The 18,573-nt window shown below is 49.0% G+C and carries 15 protein-coding genes and 1 pseudogene; 1 reads left to right on the forward strand and 15 read right to left on the reverse strand.

What is annotated here, in order from left to right:
• Nucleotides 1–12 precede the first annotated feature (12 nt).
• The gene (locus BM202_RS16765; protein WP_093828720.1) at nucleotides 13–1,554 is read left to right on the forward strand and encodes a RagB/SusD family nutrient uptake outer membrane protein; all 1,542 of its coding nucleotides are present in this window, start codon (nucleotides 13–15) and stop codon (nucleotides 1,552–1,554) included.
• Nucleotides 1,555–1,574: 20 nt separating this feature from the next.
• On the opposite strand, the gene BM202_RS16770 is transcribed toward BM202_RS16765, so the two are convergent.
• The 15 genes and pseudogenes from BM202_RS16770 to BM202_RS16840 form a co-directional block, all read right to left on the reverse strand.
• A complete protein-coding gene (locus tag BM202_RS16770) occupies nucleotides 1,575–1,757 on the reverse strand; it encodes a hypothetical protein (protein ID WP_093828143.1) in 183 nt (60 codons plus the stop codon).
• A gap of 41 nt (nucleotides 1,758–1,798) precedes the next feature.
• A complete protein-coding gene (locus tag BM202_RS16775; RefSeq protein WP_093828145.1) occupies nucleotides 1,799–1,987 on the reverse strand; it encodes an SAM-dependent methyltransferase in 189 nt (62 codons plus the stop codon).
• Between the two features lie 88 nt (nucleotides 1,988–2,075).
• Nucleotides 2,076–2,618 (reverse strand): annotated as a pseudogene (locus BM202_RS38240) (enolase C-terminal domain-like protein).
• Between the two features lie 223 nt (nucleotides 2,619–2,841).
• Nucleotides 2,842–3,063: a hypothetical protein gene (locus tag BM202_RS16785; RefSeq protein ID WP_245776692.1), complete on the reverse strand. Its 222-nt coding sequence runs from the start codon at nucleotides 3,061–3,063 to the stop codon at nucleotides 2,842–2,844.
• Nucleotides 3,064–3,271: 208 nt separating this feature from the next.
• Nucleotides 3,272–4,441, reverse strand: coding sequence for a glycoside hydrolase family 26 protein (locus BM202_RS16790; RefSeq protein WP_093828722.1), 1,170 nt, complete (start codon nucleotides 4,439–4,441; stop codon nucleotides 3,272–3,274).
• A gap of 28 nt (nucleotides 4,442–4,469) precedes the next feature.
• Nucleotides 4,470–5,522 (reverse strand): glycosyl hydrolase, encoded by a 1,053-nt coding sequence (locus tag BM202_RS16795; protein WP_245776693.1) that lies wholly within the window; start codon nucleotides 5,520–5,522, stop codon nucleotides 4,470–4,472.
• Nucleotides 5,523–5,680: 158 nt separating this feature from the next.
• The gene (locus BM202_RS16800) at nucleotides 5,681–6,775 is read right to left on the reverse strand and encodes an IPT/TIG domain-containing protein (protein WP_093828149.1); all 1,095 of its coding nucleotides are present in this window, start codon (nucleotides 6,773–6,775) and stop codon (nucleotides 5,681–5,683) included.
• Between the two features lie 18 nt (nucleotides 6,776–6,793).
• On the reverse strand, nucleotides 6,794–8,362 hold the full coding sequence (locus BM202_RS16805) for a RagB/SusD family nutrient uptake outer membrane protein (protein ID WP_093828151.1): 1,569 nt from the start codon (nucleotides 8,360–8,362) through the stop codon (nucleotides 6,794–6,796).
• A 128-nt stretch (nucleotides 8,363–8,490) separates the two neighbouring features.
• The gene (locus tag BM202_RS16810; protein ID WP_093828153.1) at nucleotides 8,491–11,721 is read right to left on the reverse strand and encodes a SusC/RagA family TonB-linked outer membrane protein; all 3,231 of its coding nucleotides are present in this window, start codon (nucleotides 11,719–11,721) and stop codon (nucleotides 8,491–8,493) included.
• 96 nt (nucleotides 11,722–11,817) lie between these two features.
• Nucleotides 11,818–13,545 carry a tetratricopeptide repeat-containing sensor histidine kinase gene (locus BM202_RS16815; RefSeq protein ID WP_093828155.1) on the reverse strand — a complete coding sequence of 576 codons (1,728 nt, stop codon included), beginning with the start codon at nucleotides 13,543–13,545 and terminating at the stop codon, nucleotides 11,818–11,820.
• Between the two features lie 79 nt (nucleotides 13,546–13,624).
• Nucleotides 13,625–14,272, reverse strand: a complete 648-nt coding sequence (locus tag BM202_RS16820; RefSeq protein WP_093828157.1) for a response regulator transcription factor — start codon at nucleotides 14,270–14,272, stop codon at nucleotides 13,625–13,627.
• A gap of 446 nt (nucleotides 14,273–14,718) precedes the next feature.
• A complete protein-coding gene (gene mnmE, locus BM202_RS16825) occupies nucleotides 14,719–16,098 on the reverse strand; it encodes a tRNA uridine-5-carboxymethylaminomethyl(34) synthesis GTPase MnmE (protein ID WP_093828159.1) in 1,380 nt (459 codons plus the stop codon).
• Between the two features lie 70 nt (nucleotides 16,099–16,168).
• Nucleotides 16,169–17,203, reverse strand: coding sequence for an oxygenase MpaB family protein (locus BM202_RS16830; RefSeq protein ID WP_093828161.1), 1,035 nt, complete (start codon nucleotides 17,201–17,203; stop codon nucleotides 16,169–16,171).
• A gap of 76 nt (nucleotides 17,204–17,279) precedes the next feature.
• On the reverse strand, nucleotides 17,280–18,041 hold the full coding sequence (locus tag BM202_RS16835) for an MBL fold metallo-hydrolase (protein ID WP_093828163.1): 762 nt from the start codon (nucleotides 18,039–18,041) through the stop codon (nucleotides 17,280–17,282).
• Between the two features lie 106 nt (nucleotides 18,042–18,147).
• Nucleotides 18,148–18,528 carry a response regulator gene (locus BM202_RS16840; protein ID WP_093828165.1) on the reverse strand — a complete coding sequence of 127 codons (381 nt, stop codon included), beginning with the start codon at nucleotides 18,526–18,528 and terminating at the stop codon, nucleotides 18,148–18,150.
• Nucleotides 18,529–18,573: the final 45 nt, after the last annotated feature.

Genomic DNA, 18,573 nt, shown 5'->3' on the forward strand with positions numbered 1-18,573 from the left:
GCAACGCTCCCCATGAAAAAGATTCTTTTATATACCCTCGTGATAAGTCTTACGGTTTCGGCCTGCCAGCAACGTTTTCTGGATCTGTCGCCTAAAGCCGCCTACACCGATAACACGTATTTTCAGACCGATGCCCAGTTTAAGCAGGCCGTGACAGCCGCTTACGCCCCCCTGCTTGATCTGATGAACAATGACTTTTATTTATCCGAAATGCGCTCGGACAACACCTTTTATCAGTCGGCGCTGGCCAACCGGGGTACGGCCTTTGTGTTTCGGGAAAACATTTCAGATTTTAAGGATGGGGCAACCAATTCGTACACGGCGGCTGAATGGCAGTATCTCTACCAAATCATTTCGCGTGCCAACATTGTCATCTCCCGCTTAAAAACGGCTTCCGGACTGCCAGCTGCTTCGGTGAACAGTTATGATGGACAAAGCAAATTTCTACGGGCCTTTGCCTATTTCAAATTGGTGCGGCTGTTTGGTGGCGTGCCCTTGTTTGTTGACGAAGTAAAGGACGCCAACAGTGCATTTTTGCCCCGCGCTTCGGTGGAGCAGGTCTACCAGCATATTATTGCCGATGCCAACGATGCTATCCGTGAGTTGAACGTACCAGCCAAGTTTCCGCAAACCGGTGAGGCCACCAAAGGATCTGCCACGGTACTGCTGGCGGATGTGATGGTCACGCTACAGCGTTGGGCCGAAGCAGAGACATTACTGGCTACCTTACCTACCATGGGATACGGCTTGAATGCCGACTATGCCAGCGCGTTTTTACCAACGAATAAAAACAGCAAAGAGTCGCTTTTTGAGGTACAATATCTGGATGGCACCACGACAGGCACTACGCCGAACACCTTATCGTTCAATTTTCTACCCCGCTCTACCAATACCACGTTGCTAACGGGTGTCGCCATCAACAACAGCGGGGCCGCTGGGGTCAATACGCCCACATCGGATTTAATCAGCGCGTATGAACCGTCGGACAAACGGCTGGAGGCCTCCATCGGGATTACCGAAGGCACCTATAGCGCCAGTAATTTATTTACCTTCTCGGCTGTCAAAAGCGTGGTGGGCTATACAACGACACCGGCTGGCCGGGTGGCGGTTCCGTACATAAAGAAATATTTGCACGCTCCCTTGTCAGCGCTGACTGGTTCGGCTGATAATTTCCCGATTTATCGTTACGCAGAAGCGTTGTTACTATTGGCCGAAGCGCAGAATGAACAGGGTAAATCACCACTGGTTGCGCTGAACACAGTTCGATCTCGGGCGGGTTTACCAAGTGTACAGGCTGCCGATCAGGCCACCCTGCGTCAGCTTATTCTACACGAACGGCGGGTCGAACTAGCGTTTGAAAATAAGCGGTGGTACGATTTGATTCGTAGTAGTACGGCAATAGCAACCTTAAATGCGTTTGGCGAGAAAATCAAAGCCCAAGCGAATTACTTACCGGCCGATGGTCGAATGGTTACCCCATTTAGGCTGTTGTTTCCCATACCTGCTGCTGAAGTTGGCCTTAATCCGCTGTTAACCCAGAATCTGGGCTATTAACGTTCGCCTAAGGCTATGGCTTAGCTCGTTGCTTCAGGGAGTAGGCTAAGACCGGAAAGACCCTGGCCAGTAACGCCTTTTTGTTGAATTAATATTTTGAATTTAGTCCCCATATCCACCAATAAGGTCTGCCTGAGACGGGCGGCCTGAATGATATTGGTTTCCCCAGAGAAGGCCTGCTCAAGCAAGTCGGCAAAGCCCATCGCTAACAAAAAACGGCCTTGATCGATTAAGCCGCAGGTGGTTAGCCCTTGTTTGGCACCCTAGTGTAATGCGCTAAGGCCGAGAAGTTAATGGACGTGGTGATGTCCTGACCACCAATCTGCTCATACAGACTGGTATTAGTCGTATGGTTGCGGTAACAACGTAGCGTCCCCTGACGCCGACTGGGGGTATAGAGATCGGCCGATTCAAACCCGTAATCAATGGTCATCACGTAGCCACGATGTAGGGCGGTGGCCAGAGTTTAGATCCCACCAACTGCTGTTGCATAATCACCGAGTGAACCGCAAAGGTATCGATCAGCTCATTGGAGAGGATACACCCCGTGATCTGCCCAAGCCTGGCGCGTCGGAAATGGCAAACACCGCATTTTTCATCAAAGGGAGATTGATGAAAAATGCGCGCTGCCCCAGTAAGTCCGTGTCGTAGGGGGACACTTCGAGCCAGGCAAAATTGGAAATAGCTGCCGCCAGATGGATCGTTGCGGCTGTGCAAATAGGCCCAAGCGGATTGTGGGGCATGATGTCAATGTAATGAGCTTTGCATCAGCCTGCCACCTTTATTGACTCCCTCAGCCTACCCCCGTTGCACACGTCGATCCGTCCGAAGTTGGTGATATGCTGCTCAATGTAAGGCAGGAAATTCCATTTACTAGCAAACTCCTCACCGATGACAAACGTAATGTCCACCATCTGGCGGAGCATCTGATAGGCTGACGGAGTCTGACCCCGAATGGACTCCTCCAGGAAATCGAGTGTACCAATTAGTAGTTTCTGGCAGAATGAAGCGGCTTCGGCCACCGACAGCCGGTGATGGTAATCCATACCTAACGTAATGCCCACGCCCAGCTCCTGACGAAGTTCGGTCAGGCAGGTGGCTACTTCGGCTATCGACGGACAGCGTGTATTATTACCAACCCCAGTTGGGTACTGTAGGTGCCCGACTCAGTCAGATGACCATGAAGCTGGATGAAAGTGGGTAGATAAGCAGCAGGTTGTTCTCAGTATTCGGCACCTATTAGACATTGAATTCAATGCCCTTGGTTATGAGTACATTACGCACGAATTAAAAAAAGAGTACCTCATCAATAAGAAGAAGGTAGAGTCCTTCAGGCCTTCTTTTCCTTTGCTCAGGTATTTCAAGCGCCACTTGCGCCGTAACGAAGGGAATAGCGGGGTGGCCCATGCCATTGTACTTACGACAGATTTCGGCATGGCCGTCGCGAATGGCTTCCTGGACGATAGAATATCGATCTTCAGGAATAAAACTTCGCCTGATTTTGCTCATAATTTCTGAATGTGAAAGGACTAATCGCAGTGGCGCACCACCTGTTTCTGCAATTTTGTCCAGCTATTCAGAGGTTAAGATAACGGAAAACGTATCAGCTAAAACAGCAGCCTCAATAAGTCCAGCCGATTTGCAGCCAAATGACTCATGACACTGACTTAACGAGAGGTAATAGTATAGAAATTGTTGGTTTTAGGCCCAATTTCGCTTAAAAAACAAGCAGTTTTCGGCGTCGATACAGGTTGGGAAGATCAACTTCGAACAGCGTGTAAGAGTCCTGATAAAATCGCAAAAAGTCGGCAACACTGCCCTGTCCTGGATAAGGAGCATAGTAGTGTGTGGGGCTTCGTATGTCATTTCGCCAAACTAATACATAAGCAAGCTTTACTTTCTCCGCTTGCAATGCTTTTAGTAATGAGCTTGTCCACCAGGTCGTGTCGGGAATAGACTCAAGGCCGGTTTCGGTAAAGGCTGCCAGTTTACCGGTCTTCTGGGCATACTGTGAGATGATCTTTAGTTTAGCGATGCCAGCCGGGAGATTATAGTGGCCATTACGGCCAAAATCGGCGTAATTATCAACGCCTACTACATCGACCCACGCATCGCCGGGGTAGCGATCCAGATACTCTGCTTCGGTTTTATAGAGGCAATCCGGCGAAAATGTGTAAATGAAATTGTGGACCTGCAAACTGTCGCGCAGATAGGAAACGGTAAAACGCCAGAGCGTCCTGAAATCCTCTCGTGTACAATGGGACTTTCCCCACCAAAACCAGCCGCCGTCAAACTCATGATAAGGGCGAAAGAACATAGGCACAAGTTTCCCATCCCGCCCTTTTGCCGAACCCGCCAAACTACCCAGCGTTTGTAGAATTGTTTTGTACTGCTCGTGATGTGATCCGCCCGGAATAAGATTAGCCACTGCCGGTGCCGAAACCGAATCTTTCCAGTTGAAACCCGTTTGCGGGGTTACCGGATTGGTAAAATGCCAGGCCACTGTTACTACTCCGCCCCGGTCATACGTATCACTAATTTGTTTCCGTAAGAATGCCTTTGTCTTTTCGATAGATTCGGGTGAGCGACCCGATAAGCCACTAAAGTCGACTCCAATGACGGCGGGATGAGAGCCCGTCACCGATTTAACATCCGAACGGTCCGAATCTCCACTCCAGCCATGACCATACTCTGTGGCATGTTGATGCCCAAACAATATATGTTTTGGGGCTAGTTTATGCAGGTTATAATAGAGCGCTTGGGTTTCCTTCGTGGCTTTTGTATCAATTAGCTTTGGCCGGGGGGCGGCATATCCAATGACCGATATAAATAGACTTATAAACAAGCTCAGTTTTCTAACCGGCAGGAAAAGGGAATTGATAAACATAGTACGAAAGGAAATCGAACTCGCCATGCTAGGGAAGCCGCCAATTCGGTAGTTCGTCGCGGGTAATAACGTCATTATCTGAGTAGGCCGCTTTCAATAAATCAAGTGGTTGTTTTTTTATCCAGTCAGTGCCTGTCCAGACGGCAAACCATGACCACCACGTGCCAACGCCACGAATTTTATCGGGGTTTGGCAAATTACCTGTTTCTGACAGTGCAACCAGCTTTTTGCCATTAAATTGCGTTTGTGCGCTGATCCAGTTGTTGTTTAAGTCTGCAGCTGAGTCTGCGTAAATATCCAGCCCTACGATGTCAACGTATTGATCACCCGGATACCAGTCTTGAGCCAACGCATCAGTTCCGGTATATACCCAGATCAGGTTATGCAGTTGATGCTCGCTGGTCAGTCTGTTGTACAGGATTTGCCAGAGTTCTTTAAATGGGCCAGGTCCTTTAGCTCCCCACCAGAACCAGCCACCGGGCGCTTCGTGCAGGGGTCGCCAGAGTACAGGCACATCGGCATCCTGAAACTTCTGGAGTTGCACCGCAATGGTATCAATATCACGTAGCAAGAGTTTGTAACGCTCCCCGTTTTTATCGGCCAACGTAGCTGTCAGATCGAAGGTAGTAGCTCGGGTATAAAAGCCACTCCACCAGAGTTTGTCGGGTGCCTGATTGATCAAATCGGTGGGGGCGTTCCAATGCCAGCACAAACTAACAATACCCCGCCCTTCTCCCTTTTTCGCCCAGTTAATAATGGCTTCGCTGGAACGGCTTGGCGTAACGCCATATTGAACTCGACTGGGTGAGTAGTCGATTAAATCAAACGCGCCAATGGCGGGCTCTTTGCCCGTTTTTTCCAGTACATATTCCACATCATCCTGTTGGCCCGAAATCACCTTACGGCCGTACTGATTCGTCAAATAAGTGAATAGATTTTTTGTTGATGGGGTAGCCTGGCTATTGACGAGCTGACTTGACGTTTTAGTTGGTAGCGCGGGCGTTGTTGGTTTCTGTACTGTGTCTATTACTGGAATCGGCTCAGCTGCTTTGCAGTTGGAAAGACTGCATGTGAGAACCATAACTAGAAGAAAAGCAGGTAATTTTGGGTGAAGGAGCTGAGCAAATCTAGTCAATGAAAGTGATAGCATATGGGTAAAATATATCTCTAAATGAACTTCCCGAAAGCTTGAAGCCGCACGGGCGGTCCCGTTTCGGGAAGTTAAGATCTGCCGCTACTTTATTTTACCAGCATGAGATCATCGAAATAGAAAGTTTCATCCTGTTTGTCAGGTCCCTGAATACGGAAACCGACCTGCTTCAGCGTTTTCCCCGGCAACCAGAAATCCATGTCAGAGAGCTTGATTTTGAAATAATTCCAAACCCCCGCTTTCACGTTGATTTTATTCGACTCAACAAAATCACCGAAGCCAGCTTTACCTGCATCCGTCGTCAGGTAAAGCGAGTAATCGGCCGAAGCGCCTTTGATCCAACCTGTTACGTAGGTGTAATCGGCGGAGTACGGAAGAGCTGATGCTGAATTGTTGGCAAACGCGATCAAGTGCCAATTGCCTTTCTGAAAGTTCTTGCCAACGGATGCCGTTCCCGAAGCAAACTCTTTAGACGATATGGCACCGGCATCTCCCCAGGAAGCATCCTGAAAACCAGTTCCATACGCATCCGTAAAGATTTGGTAGGCTTTATCGACGTTCACAAATTCCTGCGGGGAAGTTATTCGACCAGTGCCGTTGGTGATGCGTAGGGGAGCCCGGCTAAGTGATGAAGCAGGCATCTGAACCACTAATTGGGTCTTCGCTTTGGAAACAATCGTTACTGCATCTGAAACTCCCTTTATAGAATCGGTGAGGGTAACCGCTGTTACGTCGTCAAAATTGTTGCCGGTGAGCGTAATGACCGTGCCTTTCGTGAAGTTATAATTCGAGACCGAGGCTACCGTCGGATAGGCGAGTGCCTTGAACGGAACCTTCAGGGTGTTGCCCGCGCTGTTGGTGAAAATAATGTTCTGCGTGCCGCCCAGCACCTCAGAAGGAACCCGAAAAAGTAAGGCTCCTTCCGTATTGAGCGTGGATTGAAATCCGGCAGGTACATTCCCTTTCTCAAAAACAATACTGCGAATATCTCCTAAGCCTGTACCCGTTAACGTAACCAGTGACCCACCAGCCGCCGAGTCCGGCATGAGCTTGGTAGCGACGGGATTACCGGGGGCAATCTGTGGGCTTCCGTCCGTATCTTTTGTGCAGGAGCTTATCGAGAAAGCTGTCAGTGACGCCAGAAATAATAAGCCCGCTATGCGATTTAATCTAGTCAATTTCATCGGATTGCTTGTTCGGAATTAGTTGTAGTAAGGGACCGGATCTTTTCCCAGTTCAGGGTCTTGTACGATCTCACCCGCCGGGATTGGGAGAAACATCTTGTCTTCCGTGAACGTAGTGATGTAGTTAGCTCCCGTCACCGTTCCCCGGTTCTGCTTCTCAATAATTGACTTCGCTTTGGCGAATCCCTGCCGCTGAATATCGTACCAGTAGTCGCCCTCGAAGGCAAACTCGACCCGGCGTTCGTGCAGGATATTATCGAGTGTAAACGACGTTCTGGGTGTCAGCCCGGCCCGGCTCCGCACTTTATTCAGTGCGTCGAGCGCTTTGGCATCATTGGTCGATGCGGCACCAGCCAACGTAGCCTCGGCATAGATCAATAGAATGTCGGCGTAACGTAGCAGCACTACATTATTGCCCGAGTTCTGGCCTAGAACGGCTTCGCCACCAAAGCTTTTTCCGGGGCCAGCAAAGTACTTGATGATGTTCGAACGGGTAGGGCTCAAACTGCCGCCATCTTCCGTAGGTTGCAACGTATCATACTTGAATCCATTGGCCATAAACGCATTGTACTTGGGCGAATTGGCACGCTGGGGTTTCCAGTTCAGGTTCGACCATCCCTGTTCCATTACCGACCATTTCCGGCGCAAATCGCCAAACTCATATTCTTTCAGCAGATCGAGCGAAGGAACATACATTTCCCAGGCATCGGCTTCGGCGGTACGTAAGGCACCGGCACCCCGATCTGGATTTTTAATATTGCCCGTTCCCCAGGGGTCGCCTGCCAGTTGGTGCTGAATCGAGAATAAGGTTTCCGCGTTATTGTTCTGGCTCATTTTGGTGAACATACCCATATAATCGTCCACCAGCATGTACTTACCCGAATTAATGACCTCTTCGGCCTTCGCCTTCGCGTTTGCGTAGTCCTTGTTGTAGAGATACAACTTGGCCATCATACCCTTCGCCGAATATTTCGTTAGTCGGCCTGGTACGTCCGATTCGGGCAAACCCGTTTCGGCCAGTTTCAATTCGTCGAGCGCAAACCGAAGTACGTCTTTTTGCAGGTAACGCGGGATGTTAAAATTGCCAGACAGGGCCGTAGCACCCGGATCTGTGATGATGGGTGCGGCTCCCCAGGTACGGGCAATGTAGAAATACAGCGTACCCCGAATAAAATGGCATTCGGCAATGGCGGGGTCCAGGTAGGCAGCGCCCCCACCAGCGGCTTTCTTCTCTTCAAACGTTTTCATCATGACGTTGGCATAGCCAATAATCTTGTAAAACGCACCCCAGGCCGCGCCAACGCGATCGGAGGCCGATGAGACCGAGAAGTTTAGGTACTCGACATCGGTGTAGGTAAACATATTTCCGCCCATTACGTCGCCAATGGCATCCTGCGCCCGGCTTTCGTAGTTGCGCCAGGGCAGGCCGCTGTAGAGCGTACTGGTGGCGGCCCGTACTTCGTCGGCATTGTTATAATAGTTTCCGGTTGTGGTGCCCGACAGTGAAGGGCGGTCAATGAAATCTTTCGAGCAGGAAGACAACAGCACCGCCGGAAGAATCAGGGCATATAATGGCTTGAGTTTCATCTTTTAAAGAGTGAAAAAGTGAATGAGCGAAAGAGCGATTACTGCCTATCGTGAAAAAGACCTTGAGTGTAAAAGGGTATGCGTCAGCAATCCGCTCTTTCACTCTATCGCCCTTTCGCTCTTTAATTTTAGAATTGCAGATTGGCGCCTATCGTGAACGTACGTGGGTTTGGATAGTGGCCGGTGTCTACATTCATCAGTTTGATACTGTTGTTAAAAGCGCCGATTTCGGGGTCGTAGCCCGAGTAATTGGTGAAAGTTTTCAGGTTCTGAATCGTCCCGTAAATCCGCAGATTCGATACCTTCACTTTGCTGAGCAGCGTTCTTGGCAGTCGGTAACCCAGCGTAATATTCTGAATGCGCCAGTACGATGCGTCCTCTACGTAGCGGTCCGACATGGCCGTGTTGTTCTTGTTCGTATTGGTAAACCGGGGTAAGGCTCCGTTCGGGTTGGCATCGGTATAGCGATCCGTTACGGTGTTTAGCTGATTGGTATAGGCATTATTAAGCCCCTCCAACTGCCAGCGCAGGAAGTTGAACGCTTTGGCACCCTGGCTGCCCTGCAGGAACAGCGAGAAATCGAAGTCGCCATAGTTGAGGGTATTGGTGAAGCCCCAAGTGAATTTTGGCAGCGGACTACCAATGAACGTATAGTCCTGAGCATCAATCTTGCCATCGCCATTGATATCCTTAAAGCGAACATCACCCAGCCAGGTTTCGGTCTGGTTCACTTTATAGCCAAACTGCGGGAGACTGGCGTCCAGTTCGGCCTGCGTACGGAATAAACCATCCGTTTTTAATCCCCAGAACGAGCCCACCGGACTGCCGGGAGTCGTGTGCGTAATCAGGTAGTTGTTGTAATACACCTTACCATCCAGCGCCGAAGCCGCACTGGCTGCCTTATCGTAGCGGTTCGTGAATTGCGTAAATACGACGTTCGACTTCCAGCTAAATTTATCATTTTTGATGTTCGTGGTTGTCAGGCCAATGTCGACACCCGTGTTGGTCATCTGACCGGCGTTACCCAGTGGAGCTTTCAAATCGTCCCATTGGTCGCCTACCCCAATCAGGTTGGGGCCGGTCAGGAAGATGATCATGTCGGACGTTACTTTCTTATAGACATCAATCGTCGCGTCGATACGTCCGTTAAAGAAGCCTAGATCAACCCCAGCGTTAGCCGTTTTCACCGACTCCCATTTTAGATCCGGGTTGGGAATCCCGTTGATCATGTTCGATGAACCGAAGCCCACCGGACCGGAGAAGAATTGTACTGCGCCTACATAGGCTGGATTGGGCGCGCCACCGGGGAAATTCTGATTCCCAACTATCCCATAGCCAAGCCGTAGTTTGGCGTAACTCAGGACATTGGCGACGGGTCCTTTCATGAATTTCTCGTTCGAGATCGTCCAGCCAGCCGAGACGCCGGGAAAGTAGCCCCAGCGGTTGTTTGGGCCGAAATTCGATGAGCCGTCCGTTCGGAAACTAGCCGACAGCGAGTACCGATCATCATACGTATAGTTGGCCCGGGCAAAATAAGACTCCATGGCCCACTGGCCTTTGCCCCCGCCCAGGCCCCAGGTAGTCTGGTCGGCGCTACCCGTGTTGAGATCGAAAATATTGGCCTGCAAATCCACTTTGGTCCCCGAAATAGACTGATAATATGAATTCTGCACCTGATGACCTACCGTGGCCTGAATCCCATGTTTGCTGAGATTTTTGTTGTAACTCAGGTAGTTGGTGAGCGACCAGTAATAGCTGTCCGAACGGGAGTCAATCAATTTGCTGCGAAACGACGTACTGCCAACATTTCCTGCTTTTTGGAAGGCAACGTTGTTGTCCTGCCCCAACGAATAAGAGAGTTCGTTCCGAAGCGACAGGTCTTTCGTAAACTGCAACTCGGCGTATAGGCTACCAAAAACATTGTTCGAGGTTTTGGTATTACCCCGGAACTGGCTGTTACCGACCAGGTTTGACCCATTATACTGGACGCCCCCCACTGTTTGGCCACCGCCCCAGGTGCCATCAATATTTTTCACCGGGGTCAGCGGACTGGTCGAAGCCCCCCACCAGATGGTTCCTTCGGCGGCATCGGCCAGCGATACGTTCTGGATGCTGCGCGATACGTTGGCACTAAGCCCCACTTTGGCCCAGCTTTTGAGTTGGGTATCCAGGCTGAAACGGGACGCATAGCGCTTAAAATCTGACCCCAGCAAGATGCCCTTATTATCGAAATAATTGAGCGAGAGGTAGTAGGTAGTCCGGTCTTTGCCCCCCGAAAAACTCAACTGGTGATTGTTGATTTTGCCGTGCTGGAACACCGCTTCCTGCCAATCGGTACCGTTGCCCAACAGATCGGGATTTTTAAACTCGTCGGCCACGGGGTTGCCGATAATGGGCAGGACTTCGTTCTGATAACGGGCAAAATCCGGTAACTTCATCAGATCCAGCCGACGGGCCACTTCCGAAACGCCCGTGTACATCTCATAATTGATCTTGCCTTCGCCTGATTTGCCTTTTTTGGTAGTGACCAGAATGACGCCGTTGGCCGCTTGTGAGCCATAAATAGCTTGTGCTGAAGCATCTTTCAATACATCGATGCTCTCGATGTCGTTCGGGTTCAGCATGGCCATCACGCTATTGCCGGTCTGTCCATCGCCACCGCCTAGGCCCGCATAGCCTGTACTATTTGAGGTATTTCCTCCTACAAACGGTACGCCGTCGATGACAAACAACGGATCATTACTGTTGATCGACGTAACGCCACGCACTTTAACCGAGACGCCACCACCGGGCTGGCCACCATTGCTGGTGACGGTTACCCCGGCGGCTTTACCCTGAAGCAACTGATCGATACCAGCCGCTGGAATATCTTTTAAATCAGCTGCTTTCACGGTCGTGATTGACGACGTAACATCCGACCGCTTTGCCGTTCCGTAGCCAATGCGAACGACCACCTCGTCCAGGGATTGGTCGGCGGTTTGGAGCGTAATGTTGAGATTGGTCCGCGTACCAACCTCAACTTCCTGCGTTTTCATGCCAATAAAGGAAATCACCAGCACTTTTGCCCCTGCTGGCATATTGATCGAGAAGCGACCTTCCACATCGGTCGTGGTTCCCAACGTCGTTCCCTTCACCGATACAGTTGCGCCCGGAAGCGTGTTTCCCTTTTCGTCAGATACCACTCCTTTTACCAGGGCCTTGATATCTAAAGGTGTATTAGCGATAGGTTTGGTTGATTTTATAGTCGCCAGTGCAGGCGGGTTCTTCTCCGCTGATGCACTGGTAATGGCTCTCTCCTGGGCGTGGACAACTATCCAGCTACTCAGGACGAAGACCCCTGAAAGCACATGTTTAATCATGAGGAAAAAATTAAAATTTACTTGTTCAATAGACTTAGTAGATATTTCTAATTATAATTCACCTGCTGACTGATCCCCAGTCGGATGTATTAGCGTTTAGCTGATGACTGGAATGGCTTTAAGCAACTTGTGCATGGGCAGTGAAATCATGACGGATGTACCTTTTCCGGCTTCACTTTGCCACATAACCTGTCCGCCCAGGTAAGCGATGCGTGATTTAATATTGGCGATACCATTGCCTTTGGACGGTATATTCTCGAAATCTGCTCCCCTACCGTCGTCATCGACACTGATTAATGTAGTTTCATCGCTGGTCATGACTTGTACCGTCACGGTTTTGGCGTCGGCGTGTTTAAGGGCGTTATTGAGTAGCTCCTGCACAACCCGGTAGATCATGACAGAGGCCTCGTCACCCAGATTTGGCACTTCACCATAATGTTCCAGAATTAACTTCGTCTGGTTGACCAGATTTAATTTTTGAACCAGATCTTCCAGAGCGGGGATAAGCCCAAACGTAGATAGGGCATACGGACGCAGATCATTGGAAATCAACCGGGTCTCTGTACAGGCTTCATCTAAAAACTGGTTTAAGGGTTCTTTCACTGACAAGGGTAATTGCTCCTGATGTGCCTCAACAAACAACTTGATTCTGGATAGTTGAATCCCCAGACCATCATGCAGGTCACGGGCAATGCGGCTCCGTTCGCCTTCCTGCCCCTCAATCATAGCCCGCAACGATTTTAGCTCCAATTGCCGGATCTGTTGCTGCGCAATAACCGTTTCCTGATGCGCAATCAACTTTTGCTGACGCCGTAAGAATACCAGAGCGCCTACGCCTAATACACTGATAATCAATCCGATTGCCAGCATGGAGTTCAGCACATGCTGATTGTGACTTTGTTCTTCGATCAATTGCTTTTCTACGGCTAGTGTCTTGATCTGACTATCCAATTCCTGGAGTCGAATGCTTTTGGTTTGTTCGGATGTATAAAACTGGTTCGTAAAATCAAGTGCCTTTAACGAGGCTGCATATGCGTTTTTGTCATCGCCCATTCGCGAGTAGCTATCGGCCATGTGCCTGGATAGCTCCCGTAGCATAGACAGATTATGCTCCGCTTCGGCTAGTTTAAAACTCTTCTGATAGGCGCCAATCGCTTCGGTCGAATGGTTTCGGAACTGTTCGACAATTCCTAGATAAAAATAATTTAGGGCAATGAGCCAGTTAACTTTCAATTGATGCGACATAGCCAGACTCTTAGTCGCGAAATAATCGGCCGAATCTGGCTTCTTGACGCGTGAATAGGTGTTGGCCAGTAGATTCATGGCATAAGCCTGTGAAAATGTCTGTTTATATTGGCGGCTCAATCGCTCAGTTTTGCGTAATTGAGTCAGCAGATCGGCAGGTATTGGCTCTTTGTTTTGAGCGATGTTGGCAAGTCCCAATCGGCACTCAATGACTTTAGGGATATTGTGGGTTTGCTCAAAATACTGCTGCGCTTTCAACAGGTACTTCTCCGCATACAAGTGCATAAAATAATCATGCGTATAGTAATCACCGATAACGATATGCTCATTGTAATACCCCAATGAATCACCTACTAGGCTATAATATTTCAATCCATTCAGGTATGAATCCATGGTGTACTTATTGTACCCATAGCGCTGATGGTAAAGCCTGCCTAAACGATCGTACGCATTTGCTGCCTTTCCATACTTTTTGTCCTGAACAAACTGCCAAATTTCCCGTTTTAACGGATCAATCGATCCAGACTCTGATAAAGCGTTTACTGGCTGAACTCCACCCAACAGGTTAAAAAACAGCATAACACTGAACCACCAGGACGAACATGCTGATGAGGTAGAGCAGGACTTTAGTAACGTAGTGGTCACAGGTAAGTATCTATCAGTCAATATAGTGCATCTCCATGGCACTCTTGATCAGCAAGGCCGTGTTAGGAACACCGAACTTCAGCAGTAAACTACTACGGTGAAACTCGACGGCTTTGGCACTCACAAACAACTGAGTAGCCATTTGCTGAGTAGTGAGACCTTGAGCAATGAGTGTCAGCACTTCTGATTCGCGGGGCGTCAAGTTCGGCTTTACACCGACTCCAGCCGTCGATTTGCGGGTCTTTGGTCCCTCATTCAGCAGAATGTGCATGATAGTGTCATTAAAATACTGCTTCTCGTGGTAAACCGTCTGGATAGCCTGTAATAACTCATTCTTTGTTGTGTTCTTCAATAAATAACCTTTAGCGCCTTTTTTCACAACCCGTTTAATCAAACTTGCATCGTCGTGCATGGTCAATGCTACCACTTTCGTTTTTGGATAGCTGCGAGTAATATGTTCACAAAGTCCCAGCCCATCGTCGACTTGCGGAAATGAAATATCCAGTAAAATCACATCCACAGCTGCCTGCCCCAAACGCTCAATAACTGATTGAACAGTATAGCATCGTTCGGTCACTTTGATGTCCGGCGCTCCTGTAATAAGCGATTCAATGCCCTCAACAAAGACATTATGGTCATCCGCTATCAGTACTCGTATCATTAAAACGCTTTTATTAGGTGCAGAAACAACGATTGAGGATATTGGCTTATTAGAAATTAACCTGCTGAAAATCCAATAGGTTCGTATACCTGCATTAGTAAATAGAATTTTGTTTAGCAAAAATAGGACTATTGTATATGGTTATGGAATAGTGAAAACCCAACGGTTTAAAAATTTAGGGAAAACCCTATATATGAACCAAGCTGAAATAAGTGAACATGCATTTTGAACAATTGCCCTACACGATCCATAGCATAGAAGCCTGAAATCGTTCACAAAAACCTTCATTAAATTAACGACTAGTTGAATTTACGGGCTAAATAAGGTAGAAATTGTAAATCTGCAAGCGTTCATAAAATCGTTCCTATAAATTGTGAATACAAGAAAGTAGCAAACCGGTAGAGAAAAAATAAGCCGTTATCGGTTTAACATTACCCAGCATCAAGTTACTTTCCGATACAGAACTTACTGAAAATGGACTCCAGCAGATCATCCGTTGTGATTTCGCCTGTTAACTCACCTAAATGCCGCAATGCTACCCGTAAATCCATGGCCAGCCAATCGGGTGTTACGCCGGAGTTCAGGCCAGTAATCGCACGTGCGAGGGCGTCGTCTGTGCCGGTAAGGTGTTCATAATGGCGCGCGTTAGTCACGACGGCGCTACCCGTTTGTACCGCCGAATCGGTGCGGACGCGTGCCGACAGGGCTGCTTTGAGTTCGTCCAGATGCGTTTTTTGAGCGGCCGAGATCCAGACAATTTTTTCGCCTACGATGTTTTGCAATGCCTGACGTTTTAGATCGTCTATGGCATCAAGTTTATTACCAACCAGCAGATACGGTTTTCCTGACAAACGCACATCCTCAACCGCTATTCGCAATTCATCGGGCAGGACGTTTTTCCCGTCGAACAGATAAACGACCAAAGCGGCATCGCGCATTTTTTGCTGCGTTCGTTCGATACCAATGGCTTCAATTTGGTCGGTAGCTTGTCGTAAACCAGCCGTGTCAATCAACCGAAAACGAATACCATCCAAAAATAGCTCGTCCTCGATAACATCGCGGGTAGTGCCGGGAATGTCGGAGACAATAGCCTTTTCTTCGTTCAGCAAGGCATTCAACAAGGTCGATTTACCCGCATTGGGTTTGCCAATAATTACTGTCGGAACGCCGTTTTTTATGGCATTTCCCGTTGAAAATGAGTCGATCAACGGATGCAGCACCCGCCGGATATCCAGCATCAATTGTCGAAGCTTATCCCGGTGGGCAAACTCGACATCTTCCTCACCAAAATCCAGTTCCAGCTCGACTAAAGCCACAAAATCGATGAGCTGCTGACGTAGCACTTTCAGTTGTTTTGAGAAACCACCACGTAGCTGGGTCAATGCAGCGCGATGGCTGGCGTCAGAGTCGGAGGCAATCAGGTCGGCGACGGCTTCAGCCTGCACCAGGTCAAATTGCCCATTCAGGAAAGCCCGTTGTGTAAACTCACCGGGTTTAGCCAACCGAGCGCCTTCTGTAGTTAATCGGCGGAGAATCTGCTGAATAATAAACTCCGAACCGTGGCACGAAATCTCAACAACGTCTTCTTTGGTAAACGACTTGGGTGTATGAAAAATCGTTACTAATACTTCGTCAATAATACTGCCATCAGCGTTTCGCAACGTACCAAAATGGGCTGTGTGCGATTCCTGTTGCGTAAGGTCTTTTCCTCGAAAAAATCGGTTTGTGATGGCGATGGCCCCTTCGCCCGATACCCGCACAACGGCAATGGCACCAATACCCGGCGCCGTTGCCAGCGCAGCAATCGGTTCTAATTGATAAATCATATAGTATCCTAGACTGGAATCCAGACAATTGATTGGTAGGATTTTCCCTGGATCGATTGTCCCATTCAGTTCAGAGAGCGGGAATTAAGGTTGAAAAAATAGGCAGTCGATTGACCAAACTAATCAGTCTCTTTTCGACAGGCACGTCTGGAATACCCAGCCAGTCGGCATAGCGATCGCCCAGGAAGAAACGCATTTCACCAGCCGCGAGGTTCCGGATAGTTTCGGGTTGGGTCAAACCTGATTTGCCGGCCCCGGCCTGGACGATCTGCGTAGCAATAGCGTTCAATAGGGCACGCGTGAGGCCAATACCCGCTTCGGAAGACCTAAACTGTCGTTGAGCGATCGCGCGGTTGAGGTTATAAGCTTCGCGGAGGTTCGTCGGAATCAGTTCGTCGACTACACCGTTGAGGGAATCCACTACGTTAATATGATGCAGGTAATCTTCTTCCTCCTGCTCCGTCATGGCTACCTTAGCTTTGCGTAATCCCAATAGCACGATATACGAAAAAACCAGATTGGTTCCAGCCATATCTTCCTGATTGATAGGGAATCCCCAGTCGTTATTCCATCGTTTGGAATGCAACGAAAACCACCGTGCTCCAGCATGAATCAGGCGGATTTTCAGCGTTCGGACGATAGCGTTACCCGTCTCCCACTCCTTTGAATTGTTCACCGCAAACACCCACTCGCCGGTTTCCTGTAATCGTCGGGCCGTATCGTTTTTGATACGTTCGGTGATCCAAAGTACCTGCGCGCCGTTCGCGCCAAGATAAGAATAGGGAAGCGAGTAAAAACCAAGGGTTAACCCAATCTGTTGAGCGTGTTTTTTGAAAAAGGCCATGCCCCGTTTCATTCTTTCCACATCAGCCCAGGCAGGCAGCTTAGCCTGCTGAACAAAAAAGTCCTGAACCGCCGGATGCTGACTCACAGGCTGCATATTGGTTGTATCGGCCAGCCAGGTCATCAATGAGCGCAGTCCGGTTGGGCCTTCAGTTGCAACTACGGCCGCAATAACCGTATCGGCCGGGACGTCACCCTGCTGACGATACTGCTGCAATAATTCATTGGAAAATGAGCGGGACGGCTTAATCTGGGCTACCATCGTGTTGGGAAAGATTCTTCACGGGTAACGCTACGTGGAAGCAATTGGTTTGTAGTGGCAAGCAGAACAGTCGGTGCTACACTGTTAGTTGCAAACCATCATAGCCTAATCGAATGTTGTCGGGAAGTTCTTTTTCAACCTCTCTGTGTAGTCCCAGTTTATGACTAATGTGTACAAAGTATGTCCGGTCGGCATTAACACGTTGGGCCAGGGCAACGGCCTGATCAAGGGTAAAATGGGAGATATGTGTCTGACGTTGCAATGCATCGACTACCAGAATTTTGGTGCCGTACACTTTCTCCAGCTCCACGTCAGAAATGTAGTTGAGATCGGTGAGGTACGTAAAATCGCCGATGCGGAATCCATAAACGGGCAATTTATGGTGCATTACCTCGATTGGCACGATTCGGACGCCCAGGACATCAAACGGCTCATTGCGAATTTCGTTGACCTGAACGTGGGGAGTGCCCGGATATTTATGGTCGGCAAAAATGTAGGCAAACTCACGCTGCAATTGCGCCAACACAGTCGGTCGACCGTAAATTGGCATATCCTGTCCTGACCGGAAATTATAGGCCCGAACTTCGTCTAAGCCTGCCGTATGATCTTTGTGCTCGTGCGTAAATAAAACAGCATCAAGCTGTTGCAGATTCAGCCGAAGTACTTGTTGGCGAAAGTCGGGACCGGTATCGACAATGAAGTTACGCCCATCGACCGCGATATGGACGGATGTCCGGAGTCGTTTGTCCCGAAAATCTACAGAGCGGCACACCTCACATGAGCACCCAATCAACGGTACTCCCGACGACGTTCCCGTACCGAGTAAGGTGATGAGCATAATGGTGAAAGAGTGAATGAGTGAAAGAGCGAATGAACAAAACCAGATGCTTTAGCAATTCGCTTTTTCACTCATTCACTCCGCTCCGGCGGCCCGGTTTCGCTTTTTATTTATCTGTGAGCTGATTCACCACTTCTACCAATCGGTCGAAGTTAAGTGGTTTCACCAGTACGTCATTGAAGCCTGCTGTTTTAAATTCTTCCTCCGTGTAATTCTTGGCGTTTCCCGTAATGGCGACGATGGGTACGCTGGCTTTTTCACTATCGGGCAATGCCCGAACGCGCCGTACGCACTCCATACCATCCATCAGCGGCATGTTAATGTCCAACAGGAGGATACTGAAGTCTTCTTTTTCCAGAATTTGCAGCACTTGCTCACCGTTTTTAACGGCCGTGATGTCGTAATTCTGAAACTCAAGAATTTTGCGGGCCAGATTCTGGATAACGGAGCTATCTTCGGCAATCAGGACGCGTTTGGAAACTGACATAAGGCTTGTGGTATCGTGTTTTGTTTTAACGTTGTGAAATTAGCA

This window comes from Spirosoma endophyticum (assembly GCF_900112365.1).
Taxonomy (GTDB): Bacteria; Bacteroidota; Bacteroidia; order Cytophagales; family Spirosomataceae; genus Spirosoma; species Spirosoma endophyticum.

Bases quoted from the DNA above. Each gene is read 5' to 3' on its own strand.
- BM202_RS16765 (WP_093828720.1), top strand. From the start codon at position 13: ATGAAAAAGATTCTTTTATATACCCTCGTGATAAGTCTTACGGTTTCG.
- BM202_RS16770 (WP_093828143.1), bottom strand. From the start codon at position 1,757: ATGGGCTTTGCCGACTTGCTTGAGCAGGCCTTCTCTGGGGAAACCAAT.
- BM202_RS16775 (WP_093828145.1), bottom strand. From the start codon at position 1,987: ATGACCATTGATTACGGGTTTGAATCGGCCGATCTCTATACCCCCAGT.
- BM202_RS16785 (WP_245776692.1), bottom strand. From the start codon at position 3,063: ATGAGCAAAATCAGGCGAAGTTTTATTCCTGAAGATCGATATTCTATC.
- BM202_RS16790 (WP_093828722.1), bottom strand. From the start codon at position 4,441: ATGTTTATCAATTCCCTTTTCCTGCCGGTTAGAAAACTGAGCTTGTTT.
- BM202_RS16795 (WP_245776693.1), bottom strand. From the start codon at position 5,522: ATGGTTCTCACATGCAGTCTTTCCAACTGCAAAGCAGCTGAGCCGATT.
- BM202_RS16800 (WP_093828149.1), bottom strand. From the start codon at position 6,775: ATGAAATTGACTAGATTAAATCGCATAGCGGGCTTATTATTTCTGGCG.
- BM202_RS16805 (WP_093828151.1), bottom strand. From the start codon at position 8,362: ATGAAACTCAAGCCATTATATGCCCTGATTCTTCCGGCGGTGCTGTTG.
- BM202_RS16810 (WP_093828153.1), bottom strand. From the start codon at position 11,721: ATGATTAAACATGTGCTTTCAGGGGTCTTCGTCCTGAGTAGCTGGATA.
- BM202_RS16815 (WP_093828155.1), bottom strand. From the start codon at position 13,545: ATGCTGTTTTTTAACCTGTTGGGTGGAGTTCAGCCAGTAAACGCTTTA.
- BM202_RS16820 (WP_093828157.1), bottom strand. From the start codon at position 14,272: ATGATACGAGTACTGATAGCGGATGACCATAATGTCTTTGTTGAGGGC.
- mnmE (WP_093828159.1), bottom strand. From the start codon at position 16,098: ATGATTTATCAATTAGAACCGATTGCTGCGCTGGCAACGGCGCCGGGT.
- BM202_RS16830 (WP_093828161.1), bottom strand. From the start codon at position 17,203: ATGGTAGCCCAGATTAAGCCGTCCCGCTCATTTTCCAATGAATTATTG.
- BM202_RS16835 (WP_093828163.1), bottom strand. From the start codon at position 18,041: ATGCTCATCACCTTACTCGGTACGGGAACGTCGTCGGGAGTACCGTTG.
- BM202_RS16840 (WP_093828165.1), bottom strand. From the start codon at position 18,528: ATGTCAGTTTCCAAACGCGTCCTGATTGCCGAAGATAGCTCCGTTATC.